Source organism: Polynucleobacter sp. AP-Elch-400A-B2, assembly GCF_018688355.1.
Classification (GTDB): Bacteria; Pseudomonadota; Gammaproteobacteria; order Burkholderiales; family Burkholderiaceae; genus Polynucleobacter.
This window is the reverse complement of record NZ_CP061317.1, coordinates 42,193-56,317: the sequence shown is the minus strand read 5'-3', so window position 1 is coordinate 56,317 and position 14,125 is coordinate 42,193. Positions and strand designations below refer to the sequence as shown.

Annotated in this window: 8 protein-coding genes; all 8 read right to left on the bottom strand. The window is 46.7% G+C overall.

Translation table 11 applies throughout. The annotated features are described in order from the left end of the window. Positions 1-115 precede the first annotated feature (115 nt). The gene (gene rpsJ / locus FD977_RS00290; RefSeq protein ID WP_011901899.1) at positions 116-427 is read right to left on the bottom strand and encodes a 30S ribosomal protein S10; all 312 of its coding nucleotides are present in this window, start codon (positions 425-427) and stop codon (positions 116-118) included. 126 nt (positions 428-553) lie between these two features. Next, complete coding sequence (tuf, locus tag FD977_RS00285) at positions 554-1,744, bottom strand: elongation factor Tu (RefSeq protein WP_215305625.1); 1,191 nt, start codon at positions 1,742-1,744, stop codon at positions 554-556. A gap of 50 nt (positions 1,745-1,794) precedes the next feature. Beyond that, a complete protein-coding gene (gene fusA, locus FD977_RS00280; protein WP_215305632.1) occupies positions 1,795-3,897 on the bottom strand; it encodes an elongation factor G in 2,103 nt (700 codons plus the stop codon). A gap of 27 nt (positions 3,898-3,924) precedes the next feature. Then, positions 3,925-4,395, bottom strand: a complete 471-nt coding sequence (gene rpsG, locus FD977_RS00275; RefSeq protein WP_015420229.1) for a 30S ribosomal protein S7 — start codon at positions 4,393-4,395, stop codon at positions 3,925-3,927. A gap of 174 nt (positions 4,396-4,569) precedes the next feature. After that, positions 4,570-4,950, bottom strand: coding sequence for a 30S ribosomal protein S12 (rpsL, locus tag FD977_RS00270; RefSeq protein ID WP_108468237.1), 381 nt, complete (start codon positions 4,948-4,950; stop codon positions 4,570-4,572). Positions 4,951-5,127: 177 nt separating this feature from the next. Further along, positions 5,128-9,390 carry a DNA-directed RNA polymerase subunit beta' gene (rpoC, locus tag FD977_RS00265; protein ID WP_215305631.1) on the bottom strand — a complete coding sequence of 1,421 codons (4,263 nt, stop codon included), beginning with the start codon at positions 9,388-9,390 and terminating at the stop codon, positions 5,128-5,130. A gap of 1 nt (position 9,391) precedes the next feature. Then, positions 9,392-13,492, bottom strand: a complete 4,101-nt coding sequence (gene rpoB, locus FD977_RS00260) for a DNA-directed RNA polymerase subunit beta (RefSeq protein WP_215305630.1) — start codon at positions 13,490-13,492, stop codon at positions 9,392-9,394. A 227-nt stretch (positions 13,493-13,719) separates the two neighbouring features. Then, positions 13,720-14,094: a 50S ribosomal protein L7/L12 gene (rplL, locus tag FD977_RS00255; RefSeq protein ID WP_173941805.1), complete on the bottom strand. Its 375-nt coding sequence runs from the start codon at positions 14,092-14,094 to the stop codon at positions 13,720-13,722. Positions 14,095-14,125: the final 31 nt, after the last annotated feature.

Sequence of the window (14,125 nt, the reverse complement as noted above, 5' to 3'; positions counted from 1 at the left end):
TTACAACGTTTTTAATGCTGATAAAACCTGAATATTCGCCCAAATAATTGAGCGAAGCCTTAGATTCTATCCCGAAAGCCCAGTCTTGGCAAGCGCAAAGACTGGAAATACTCAATTACTGCAACTTAATTTCGACATCCACACCTGCTGGAAGGTCTAATTTCATCAAAGCATCTACTGTTTTCTCTGTAGGATCAACGATATCCATCAAACGCAGATGGGTACGTATCTCTAGCTGGTCACGTGAAGTCTTGTTCACGTGTGGTGAACGCAGAATGTCAAAACGCTCAATACGCGTTGGCAAAGGTACTGGGCCCTTAACAACCGCACCAGTACGCTTAGCTGTATCAACGATTTCAGCTGCAGACTGGTCGATCAAACGGTAATCAAATGCTTTAAGACGAATACGAATTTTTTGGTTTTGCATATTAATTCCAAAGAGCGTTGCGGTGCTGCCGCGTTATATTTCTAAAGAGCTCGGTGACATCAGCAGCACTGATGTCACCGGTTAGCAAACCGCTAAATAATATTTACTTCTACCGCTTTAAATCTATTAAGCCAAAATCTTAGCAACCACACCGGCGCCAACAGTACGGCCACCTTCACGGATCGCAAAACGTAAACCTTCTTCCATCGCGATTGGCGCGATGAGTTTTACGGTAATCGTGACGTTATCACCAGGCATCACCATTTCTTTGTCTTTTGGCAACTCGATTGAACCAGTCACGTCCGTAGTACGGAAGTAGAACTGGGGACGATAGTTGTTAAAGAATGGTGTATGACGGCCACCTTCATCTTTACCCAAGATGTAAACCTCGGCTGTAAAGTGAGTATGTGGGGTGATTGAACCTGGCTTAGCCAACACTTGGCCGCGCTCAACTTCTTCACGTTTTGTGCCGCGTAACAAGATACCGACGTTATCGCCTGCTTGACCTTGGTCGAGCAATTTGCGGAACATTTCAACACCAGTACAAGTGGTCTTGAGGGTTGGCTTGATACCAATAATTTCAATCTCTTCACCAACCTTAACGATACCGCGCTCGATACGGCCTGTAACAACAGTACCGCGACCGGAGATAGAGAACACGTCCTCTACTGGCATCAAGAACGCACCGTCAATGGCACGCTCTGGAGTTGGGATATAAGTATCTAGTGCATCAGCCAATTTCATGATGGCTTCTTTACCCATTGGGCCTTCGTCGCCTTCAAGAGCTAACTTAGCAGAACCTTGAATGATTGGAGTGTCATCGCCTGGGAAGTCGTACTTAGATAAAAGCTCACGCACTTCCATTTCAACTAGCTCTAACAATTCAGCATCATCAACCATGTCGCATTTGTTTAAGAAAACCACGATGTAAGGAACACCAACTTGGCGTGCCAAGAGGATGTGCTCACGCGTTTGTGGCATTGGGCCGTCAGCTGCAGAGCAAACCAAAATAGCGCCGTCCATCTGAGCAGCGCCCGTAATCATGTTCTTTACGTAGTCAGCATGTCCTGGGCAATCCACGTGTGCGTAGTGACGATTTGCAGTCTCATACTCAACGTGTGCTGTATTAATCGTAATACCGCGTGCTTTTTCTTCTGGAGCAGCATCGATCTGATCGTATGCTTTTGCTTCGCCACCAAATTGCTTAGAGAGCACGGTTGCAATTGCAGCTGTCAAGGTAGTTTTACCGTGGTCAACGTGACCAATAGTGCCAACGTTTACGTGCGGTTTTGTCCGCTCAAACTTTTCTTTTGCCATTTTTTTGTCTGCCTTCTTAGCTAGTCAATATTCAAAATAATGTGGATAAATTACTTCGCTTTAGCAGCCATAACTGCTTCAGCAACGTTCTTAGGTGCTTCGGAATAATGCTTAAATTCCATGGTGTAGGTAGCGCGACCTTGGGTCAACGAGCGCAAGCCAGTTGAGTAACCAAACATCTCTGCCAATGGCACTTCAGCGCGAACGATCTTTCCGCCCCCTGGAATGTCATCCATACCTTGCAAAATACCGCGACGTGATGAGAGGTCACCCATTACGTTACCCATGAAATCTTCTGGTGTTTCAACTTCAACAGCCATCATTGGTTCAAGCAACACTGGTGATGCTTTGCGCATACCGTCTTTGAATGCCATCGAACCCGCCATCTTAAATGCGTTTTCGTTGGAGTCAACGTCATGGTATGAACCGAAGAACAATGTTGCTTTGATATCTACAACTGGATAGCCAGCCAAAATACCGGAGTTCAAAGTTTCGATAATTCCTTTTTCTACTGCAGGGATATATTCACGTGGAACTACACCGCCCTTAATAGCGTCTACGAATTGGAAACCTTTGCCTGGCTCTTGTGGTTCAAGCTTGAGCACAACGTGTCCGTACTGACCACGACCGCCAGACTGCTTAACAAATTTACCTTCAACTTCTTCGCAAACCTTACGAATAGTTTCGCGATAAGCAACTTGTGGCTTACCAACAGTTGCCTCAACACCAAATTCACGACGCATACGGTCAACCAAAATTTCCAAATGGAGCTCGCCCATACCGGAAATAATAGTTTGGCCAGACTCTTCGTCTGTCTTTACGCGGAATGATGGATCTTCTTGTGCCAAACGATTTAAAGCAAGGCCCATTTTTTCTTGGTCTGGTTTTGTCTTTGGCTCTACTGCCTGTGAGATCACCGGCTCTGGGAATACCATGCGCTCCAAAATCACGATGCCATCTGGATCACACAGTGTTTCGCCAGTAGTTGCGTCTTTTAGACCAACTGCAGCTGCGATATCACCCGCAAATACTTCTTTAATTTCTTCACGTTCGTTTGCATGCATCTGCAACAAACGACCAACACGTTCTTTCTTGCCCTTGATTGGGTTGTAGATCGTGTCGCCAGATTTCATTACACCTGAGTAAACACGGAAGAAGATCAGCTGGCCAACAAATGGGTCAGTCATGATCTTGAATGCCAAGGCTGAGAATTTCTCATCATCAGCGGCTCTACGTGTCGTAGGCGTGCCGTCTTCCAGTTCACAAGGGACAGGTGGAACATCTAATGGTGAAGGCAGCAATTCAACCACTGCGTCCAACATCGCCTGAACACCCTTATTTTTGAAAGCTGTTCCACACATCATTGGAATGATTTCATTGGCAATTGTGCGTTGACGCAATGCTGCTTTAATTTCTTCTTCGGTCAATGCGTCACCGCCGAGGTACTTTTCCATCAACTCTTCTGAGCTTTCAGCGGCGGCTTCGAGTAACTTCTCACGCCACTCTTCAGCAGATGCTTGCAACTCAGCGGGAATTTCTTCGTAATTAAATTTAGTGCCTTGTGATTCCTCATCCCAATAGATGGCCTTCATTTTGACCAGGTCTACAACACCTTTGAAGTTTTCTTCAGCGCCAATCGGAATCTGGATCAAGATAGGGTTTGCTTTAAGGCGTAATTTCATCTGATCATAGACCTTGAAGAAATTCGCGCCAGTACGGTCCATCTTGTTTACGAATGCCAAACGCGGAACGTGATACTTGTTAGCTTGACGCCAAACAGTTTCAGATTGTGGCTGCACACCACCTACCGCACAGTAAACCATGCAAGCGCCATCCAAAACTCGCATTGAACGCTCAACTTCAATGGTGAAGTCTACGTGTCCTGGGGTATCAATAATGTTGATGCGGTGCTCTGGAAAATTACCAGCCATGCCCTTCCAGAACGTTGTAGTAGCAGCAGAAGTAATCGTGATACCACGCTCCTGCTCTTGCTCCATCCAGTCCATGGTTGCAGCGCCATCATGTACTTCACCAATTTTGTGATTAACACCGGTGTAGAACAAAACACGTTCTGTTGTTGTTGTCTTACCTGCGTCAATATGCGCAGAAATACCGATATTACGGTATCTTTCGATAGGGGTTTTACGTGCCACTGTTGGTACCTTTTCTTTGCTGTGCGATTAGAAGCGGAAATGTGAGAAAGCTTTGTTAGCTTCTGCCATACGGTGAACTTCTTCACGCTTCTTCATTGCTCCGCCGCGACCTTCTGCAGCTTCTAATAATTCGTTGGCCAAACGTTGAGCCATGGATTTTTCACCGCGCTTTTTAGCGGCTTCGCGCACCCAGCGCATTGCCAAAGCTGAACGGCGTGATGGGCGAACTTCAACAGGAACCTGGTAGTTAGCGCCACCAACTCGACGACTCTTCACCTCAACCATTGGCTTAACGTTGCCCATAGCTGTTGAGAAAACTTCGAGTGGTTCTTTGTTTGCTTTTTTCTCGATGTGATCAAAGGCACCGTAAACGATACGCTCTGCAACCGATTTCTTGCCGTCCAACATCAGGACGTTCATGAATTTTGCTACTTCTACATTGCCGAATTTTGGATCAGGCAGGATTTCCCGTTTGGGAACTTCACGACGACGTGGCATAACAACTCCTTCAGTTCAGTTAGGGGCGACCCACATGGATCACCCGCTCCGGTTGTCCTACTATTTAGCGATTGAAATACATCAAGCTCTAAACGGAACAACCACTTACTTGTCTTTTGAGTCTGACAAACAATGACTTGATACAAAAACTACTGTTACTTAATTCTTAAAAAATTAAGCGGATTTCTTAGCACGCTTAGCGCCGTACTTGGAACGAGACTGCTTACGGTCTTTAACACCTTGCAAGTCAAGTGAGCCACGAACGATGTGGTAACGAACACCAGGCAAATCCTTAACACGACCACCGCGGATCAACACGACTGAGTGTTCCTGGAGGTTATGGCCTTCACCGCCAATGTATGAAATGACTTCAAAACCATTGGTTAAGCGAACTTTAGCTACTTTACGTAGGGCAGAGTTAGGCTTCTTAGGAGTAGTTGTGTACACACGTGTACATACACCACGGCGCTGCGGGCTGTTTTGCAGCGCAGGGCTCTTACTTTTAACGGTCAGCCGTGTTCTTGGCTTGCGTAATAATTGATTAATTGTTGGCATAAAATAGCTCGGTTAGTACTTCTTTGTTGCTTTCTTCAAGAAAATCAATGACTTAGATAAATTCTAGGTCAAAAAGACCCTCTTCTGAATCAGTAGAACTCAGCATTCTAGCTTGGCCAGCCTTTTCCGTCAACCAAATGGGGAAAAAACTGGCCATTTATGGCCAGAATTACCAAATTAGCCCGGATCAGCCTCCCCTGCAGGAGCAATCACTTCAGCCTCTATTTCTACAGGCATATCAGCCATTGCTTCCTCTTCGGCGGCAATCATTTGAGCGCGATCACGCTCGAATTGCTCTCTGACCTTGCGTGCACGGCGGTAAGACAAGCCGGTACCAGCAGGAATCAGGCGACCAATAATGACGTTTTCCTTGAGGCCACGGAGTGTATCGGTCTTGCCCATAATTGCGGCTTCGGTCAATACACGGGTGGTTTCTTGGAAAGAAGCCGCTGAAATGAAGCTATCTGTCGACAAGGATGCCTTAGTAATACCGAGCAACACATTCTCGAACTGAGCTGGGCGCTTACCTTGAGCAATCACAGCATCGTTTGCGTCATACAACTTAGAACGCTCAACTTGCTCACCAGTGATGTAGGCAGTATCGCCACCATCAGTAATTTGCACACGACGTAACATTTGACGCACGATCACTTCAATGTGCTTGTCATTAATCTTCACGCCTTGCAAACGGTAAACGTCTTGAACTTCGTCCACGATGTAAATCGCCAACTCTTCAATACCTCTGAGTGTCAAGATATCGTGTGGATCGGCAGGGCCTTCCACAATCATCTCGCCCTTATTCACAACCTGACCGTCATGAACGAGAACTTGTTTCTCTTTAGGAATCAAGAATTCATTCGCTTCGCCGTCCATATCGGTAATCACTAAACGCTGCTTACCTTTGGTTTCTTTACCGAAGGAAACAGTTCCAGTAACTTTAGCCAATACAGCAGCATCTTTTGGCGAACGCGCTTCGAACAATTCAGCAACGCGTGGCAAACCACCGGTAATGTCGCGAGTCTTCTGTGATTCGATTGGAATACGTGCCAACACTTCACCAACTTCAACTTTTTGACCATCTTTAACAGTGATCAAAGCGCCAACCTGCAAACCGATGTTTACTGGGTGATCTGTACCCGCAATCATCACTTCGCCGCCTTTGGCATCAACCAAGTTGATCATTGGACGAACGCCTTTACTAGCAGCACTACGACGCTTGCCGTCAATCACCACCAAGGTGGAGAGGCCGGTTACTTCGTCAACCTGCTTAGCTACAGTAACGCCTTCTTCAACGTTGTCAAAGCGAGCAATACCAGCGTATTCAGAAATAATTGGACGTGTTAGCGGATCCCATGTTGCCAAGCTTGCGCCCGCCTTAACTGCTGAATCTTCTTTAAACAAGAGTGTTGCACCGTAAGGTACTTTATGACGCTCACGCTCACGACCGTTATCGTCAATGATCACCGCTTCGCCTGAACGTGAAATCACGATCTGCTCACCCTTGGCGTTCTTCACAACACGCATCGTGCCGGAGAACTTCAAAGCGCCATTAGACTTAGCTTCAATATTGCTTGCAACCAATGCACGTGACGCTGCACCGCCGATGTGGAAGGTACGCATAGTCAACTGTGTACCTGGCTCACCGATGGACTGAGCAGCGATCACGCCAACTGCTTCACCCACGTTCACCAAGCCACCGCGACCTAAATCACGTCCGTAGCACTTAGCGCACAAGCCAAAGCGAGTTAAGCATGACAACACCGTGCGAACTTTAACTTCATCGATACCTAGGGCAACGATTTGGTCAACGTGATCTTCATCGAGCAAGGTGTCATGTGGAACGATCACTTCTTGTGTATCAGGATGAACGACATCATCAATACATACACGACCTAAAATACGATCACGCAATGCTTCAATGATTTCACCGCCTTCAACAAGCGCCTTCATTGTGACGCCGGTAGTTGCACCGCAATCATCTTCAATGACAACGAGGTCTTGAGTTACGTCGCATAAACGACGTGTCAAATAACCTGAGTTCGCTGTCTTCAATGCCGTATCAGCCAAACCTTTACGAGCGCCATGGGTTGAGATGAAGTACTGCAACACGTTCAAACCTTCACGGAAGTTCGCAGTAATTGGGGTTTCAATAATGGAGCCATCAGGCTTCGCCATCAAACCACGCATACCAGCCAACTGACGAATCTGCGCTGCAGATCCACGCGCACCAGAATCCGCCATCATGTAGATAGAGTTGAAAGATTCTTGACGCACAGTTTTGCCGTTACGGTCGAGTACGTCAACGTGTGACAACTCATCCATCATCGCTTTACCAACTTGGTCACCAGCAGCACCCCAAATATCAACCACGTTGTTATAACGCTCTTGATTGGTTACAAGACCTGACATGAACTGTTTGTCATATTCTTTAACCTTGGTAGAAGCTTCAGTGATGATGCGCTCTTTAGAGCTAGGAATCAGCATATCGTCGATCGCAACCGAGATACCGGCGTTAGTCGCCAAGCGGAAACCAGACTGCAAGAGGCGGTCAGCAAAAATCACTGTTTCACGAAGACCGCACTTACGGAATGAAGTGTTGATCAAGCGTGAGATTTCTTTTTTCTTCAGAGGCTTATTAATTTCCTCAAAAGTCATACCCTTAGGTAAGATTTCTGACAAGATTGCACGGCCAACTGAAGTTTGATAAATCGAAGTCTTCTCAGCAAAACGGGCATCGCCCTCTGCCTTTTTGTCAACGATCTCAAACTCGGTAATACGCACAGCAACGCGGGAGGCTAATTCAACCTGGCCAGCATCGTAGGCACGCATTACTTCAGTAATGTTGGCGAAAACCATACCTTCGCCTTTGCCATTGATCTTGTCACGAGTAGCGTAGTACAGGCCCAACACCACGTCCTGGGAAGGAACGATGGATGGTTCGCCGTTAGCAGGGAACAATACGTTGTTCGATGCCAACATCAAGGTACGTGCTTCCATTTGCGCTTCGAGCGACAAAGGAACGTGAACCGCCATTTGGTCACCGTCAAAGTCGGCGTTAAATGCCGCGCAGACTAATGGGTGTAATTGGATCGCCTTGCCTTCAATCAGCATTGGCTCGAAAGCCTGAATACCAAGACGGTGCAATGTAGGCGCACGGTTCAACATGATTGGATGTTCACGAATCACTTCTTCGAGAATGTCCCAAACGATTGGAGTCTGACTTTCAACTTCTTTCTTCGCAGCCTTAATAGTGGTTGCGATTCCTAAAGTTTCAAGCTTGTTGAAAATAAATGGCTTGAACAATTCCAAGGCCATTAATTTTGGCAAGCCGCACTGATGCAATTTCAATGTTGGGCCAACCACGATGACAGAACGACCTGAGTAGTCAACACGTTTACCCAACAAGTTTTGACGGAAACGACCGCTCTTACCTTTAATCATCTCGGCCAAGGACTTGAGAGGACGCTTGTTAGCGCCAGTCATAGCCTTACCGCGACGACCGTTGTCGAGCAATGAGTCAACGGCTTCTTGCAACATCCGTTTTTCGTTACGAACGATGATTTCTGGTGCGCGCAACTCTAACAAACGCTTTAAACGGTTGTTACGGTTAATCACACGACGATAAAGATCGTTCAAATCGGAAGTAGCAAAGCGACCGCCATCCAATGGCACCAATGGGCGCAATTCAGGTGGCAATACTGGCAATACTTCCATGATCATCCAGTCAGGCTTAATACCTGAAGTCTGGAACGCCTCGAGCACTTTTAAGCGCTTAGCGTATTTCTTGATCTTGGCATCACTACCAGTGGCTTTTAAATCAGCACGAATGGTCTCTACTTCACGATCGATATCAATCGAACGCAAAAGATCACGAATACCTTCTGCACCCATGATGGCAGTAAATGCGCCGTCACCGTACTCTTCAGTCTTGGCAATGTACTCGTCTTCAGACATGATCTGACCGCGCTTCATGGCGCCTTCAGGCGTCATGCCAGGATCAACAATGACATAGGCTTCAAAGTAAAGAACGCGCTCGATGTCCCGGAGGGTCATATCGAGAACCATACCCAAACGGGATGGTAATGACTTCAAGAACCAGATGTGCGCTACAGGGGCTGCCAACTCAATGTGGCCCATACGCTCACGACGTACCTTAGCGAGCGTAACTTCAACGCCGCACTTCTCGCAGATAACGCCACGGAACTTTAAACGCTTGTACTTACCGCATAAGCACTCGTAGTCTTTGGTTGGTCCAAAAATCTTGGCGCAGAACAAACCATCACGCTCGGGCTTAAAAGTCCGGTAGTTGATGGTTTCTGGTTTGCGTACTTCACCAAAAGACCATGAGCGAATTTTCTCAGGGGATGCAAGACCAATCTTGATGACATCAAACTGCTCATCACCCTGCGTTTGCTTAAATAAATCGAGCAATGCTTTCATATCAGTTGCGCTCCATGTCAATGTCAATACCCAACGAGCGGATTTCTTTTACCAACACGTTGAAGGATTCGGGCATGCCAGCATCAATTGTGTGCTCGCCCTTGACGATGTTTTCGTAAACCTTGGTACGGCCTGCGACGTCATCGGACTTCACTGTCAGCATTTCCTGCAAGACATATGAAGCACCGTATGCTTCGAGGGCCCAAACTTCCATCTCACCAAAGCGCTGACCACCAAACTGAGCTTTACCGCCCAGTGGCTGTTGCGTTACTAACGAGTAAGGTCCGGTTGAACGTGCATGCATCTTGTCATCGACCAAATGGTGGAGTTTCAAGACGTGCATTACACCAACAGTAACAGGACGCTCAAACTGATCGCCAGTACGACCGTCGCACAAAATCATTTGCTGACGTGAAGGGGTCATCTTCAAAGAAGTAGCTACTTCTTCTGGATAAGCCAACTCGAGCATGCGTCCGATTTCTGCTTCAGTAGCACCGTCAAACACTGGAGTAGCGAATGGCAAGCCTTGGCGTAAATTCTCAGCCAAAACATTGATCTGCTCATCAGTGAAGTTATCGATATCTTCGATACGACCGGTTTCGTTGTAAAGCTGCTTCATGAACTTACGGAGTTCAGCTTGTTTAGCCTGTTGACGAACCATCTCATCAATACGCTTACCAATACCTTGAGCCGCCCAACCTAAGTGGGTTTCTAAGATCTGACCTACGTTCATACGGGAAGGAACGCCCAATGGATTCAAGACGATGTCAACAGGGCGTCCGTCAGCCATGAATGGCATATCTTCCGCTGGAGCGATTTTAGAAACCACACCCTTGTTACCGTGACGACCAGCCATCTTGTCACCAGGCTGTAAGCGACGCTTAACGGCCAAGTAGACCTTAACCATCTTTGTTACGCCAGGCTGCAAATCATCGCCTTGGGTAAGCTTGGTGCGCTTCTCTTCGAAGGCCTCATCAAACTGCTTACGCTTCGCTTCGATAGAAGATTTGATTGCTTCAACTTGTGAGGCAACTTCATCATCCGCTGGACGAACATCAAACCAATGGTATTTGTCTAAGTCAGCAAGGTATTCCTTGTCGATCTTAGTGCCTTTAGCTAATTTCTTAGGGCCGCCGTTAGCAACTTTGCCAACCAACAGCTTTTCTAAACGCATGAAGGCATCGCCCTCAACAATACGCAACTGGTCGTTTAAATCCAAACGATAGCGCTGTAATTCTTCTTGAATAATGGCTTGTGCACGGGCATCGCGCTCAATACCTTCACGAGTGAAGACTTGAACGTCAATAACAGTACCAATCATCCCAGATGGAACGCGCAAAGAAGTATCTTTAACGTCTGATGCTTTTTCACCGAAGATCGCACGCAGTAACTTCTCTTCTGGAGTAAGAGTAGTCTCACCCTTTGGAGTTACTTTACCAACCAATACGTCACCAGCTTCAACTTCAGCACCGATGTAAACAATACCGCTCTCGTCCAAACGGGAGAGTTGTGACTCAGCCAAGTTGGAAATATCGCGCGTAATTTCTTCTGAACCCAGTTTGGTGTCACGAGCAACAACCGACAACTCTTCAATATGAATCGAGGTGTAACGGTCGTCAGCAACTACTTTCTCAGAGATCAAGATTGAATCTTCGAAGTTGTAACCGTTCCATGGCATAAATGCCACAGTCATGTTTTGACCCAAAGCCAATTCACCCAAATCGGTAGATGCGCCGTCAGCAACTACGTCGCCGCGGACAACACGATCACCAGCCTGAACGATAGGACGTTGGTTGATGTTGGTGTTTTGATTTGAACGGGTGTACTTGATGAGGTTATAAATATCCACACCAACTTCACCAGCTGCTGTCTCGTCATCGTTTACACGAATCACGACACGGTTTGCGTCAACATAGTCAACGATACCGCCGCGGGAAGCCAAAATAACCGTACCTGAGTCAACCGCAACAATGCGCTCTAAACCTGTACCGACCAATGGCTTATCTGGACGCAAGCAAGGAACCGCTTGACGTTGCATATTCGCACCCATCAAGGCGCGGTTCGCATCATCATGCTCCAAGAATGGAACCAATGAAGCAGCAGCAGAAACGATCTGGCTCGGAGCAACGTCGATGAAATCGATACGCTCTGGGCTCACCATCATGGTTTCACCAGCTTGACGCGCTGAAACCAATTCGTCAGCCAACTTACCATTTTTGTCGATCGTTGCATTAGCCTGAGCAATGACGTATTTCGCCTCTTCAATAGCAGAGAGATACATCACTTCATCGCTTACCTTGCTATTAGCAACCTTGCGATATGGCGTTTCCAAGAATCCATGCTCATTCAAACGCGCAAACAAGGCGAGTGAGTTGATCAGACCAATGTTTGGTCCTTCTGGAGTTTCAATTGGGCAAACACGTCCATAGTGAGTTGGATGCACGTCGCGCACTTCAAAGCCTGCGCGCTCGCGTGTCAAACCGCCAGGTCCCAATGCAGAAATACGACGCTTGTGCGTGATCTCTGACAATGGATTTGTTTGGTCCATAAACTGCGACAACTGTGAAGAACCGAAGAACTCACGAATCGCCGAAGAGATTGGCTTGCTGTTAATCAAATCATGCGGCATGAGGTTTTCTGTTTCTGCTTGGCCGAGACGTTCTTTAACCGCACGTTCAACACGTGACAAACCTGCACGGAATTGATTCTCTGCTAACTCACCTACGCAACGTACACGACGGTTGCCTAAGTGGTCGATATCATCGACTTCGCCTTTGCCGTTACGCAAGTCAACTAAGGACTTAATAGTGTCGAGGATATCTTCATCCGACAAAACCATCTTGCCTTCCATCTCAGAACGACCGAGACGGCTGTTTACTTTCATACGACCAACGCGTGATAAGTCGTAGCTATCTTCGTTGTAGAACAAGCGCTGGAACAAGGCTTCAACCGCATCTTCAGTTGGGGGCTCACCAGGACGCATCATGCGATAGATGGCAATACGGGCAGCCATTTGATCTGCAGTTTCATCGGTACGCAATGTCTGTGAAATGTATGCACCAGAATCCAAATCATTGGTATAGATGGTTTCCAATTGCTTGATACCTGCATCGCGCAATGTAGCCAACAACTCTTCAGTGATTTCATCATTAGCATAAGCCAAGATTTCACCGGAGTCTGGATCAATGATGTTGCGTGCAACTACACGGCCAACTAAGTAATCGTCTGGAACAACGATATTTTTAGTCTTAGCCGCTTCCAGCTCACGAATATGCTTCGCATTAATACGCTTGTCTTTTTGAATGACTACTACGCCATTCTTATCGAGCACATCAAAGTTAGCCATTTGGCCACGCAAACGCTCTGGCACAAATTCCATTGATGCGCCGTTTGCGCTCAATGCAAAATGGTCAAAGTTAAAGAAGTTTGCAAGTATCTGTTCGTTGTTTAAACCAATTGCTTTGAGCAAAATGGTGACAGGCATCTTACGACGGCGGTCAACGCGGAAATACAAAATATCTTTTGGATCAAACTCAAAATCGAGCCATGAACCACGGTAAGGAATGATGCGTGCTGAGAACAGCAACTTACCTGAACTATGTGTTTTACCCTTATCGTGTTCGAAGAACACGCCTGGGGAACGGTGCAACTGAGAAACGATGACGCGCTCAGTACCGTTAATAACAAAAGAGCCGTTGTCGGTCATGAGTGGAATTTCACCCATGTAGACTTCGCTCTCTTTTACCTCTTTAACCTTGGTTGGTGCTTCGCGATCATAAATAATCAAGCGAACTTTTGCACGTAAGGCTGAGTGGTATGTGTAGCCACGCTGTTGACATTCTTTAACGTCAAATGGTGGCTGTGCCAATTGGTATGACACGTATTCCATACGTGCATAGCCATTGTTGGACACAATTGGGAATGCTGATGTAAAGGCAGCTTGAAGTCCCTCTGTAAGACGAGACATAGCTGGCTTTTCAGCCTGTAAAAATTTAGCGTAGGATTCCAGCTGCGTTGCGATCAGGTATGGAACCTGATGATTATTTACTCGCTTAGCAAAGCTTTTACGGACTCGCTTGCGTTCGGTGAAGCTGTAGTTCATTTCATCTCCGAATTCAGCGACTGTACAAAGATTTGGCGATTGGCCACTACCAATCACTGGCGGACAACACTAAATCGAAAGATATAGTGTCCGACCAAACTTGCATTCTGCAGTCGTATCAGAAGGCAAACCCGATTTCAATCAAAAATGAAATCGGGTTTGACCTCTAAAGATCAAACCCAACGTAACTAACGACCCCCTTTTGGGGGGCGTTAGAAAAGTTTTTATTACTTGATTTCTGACTTAGCGCCTGCTTCGTCAAGCTTCTTCTTAGCTTCTTCAGCTGTCTTCTTATCAACAGCTTCTTTGATTGGCTTTGGTGCGCCATCAACTAAGTCTTTAGCTTCTTTCAAGCCAAGGCCAGTGATTTCACGAACAGCCTTAATTACTGAAACTTTATTTGCGCCAGCTTCGAGCAAGTTCACAGTAAATTCTGTTTGCTCTTCAGCAGCAGCGCCGCCAGCAGCACCAGCAGGGCCAGCAACAGCCATCGCTGCAGCTGAAACGCCAAACTTCTCTTCGAACGCCTTAACCAAGTCGTTCAAATCCATAACAGACATGCTACCTACTGCATCAATGATTTCTTCTTTAGTAATCGCCATTTTTAGCTCCTAATACTTAATAGTTAATCTG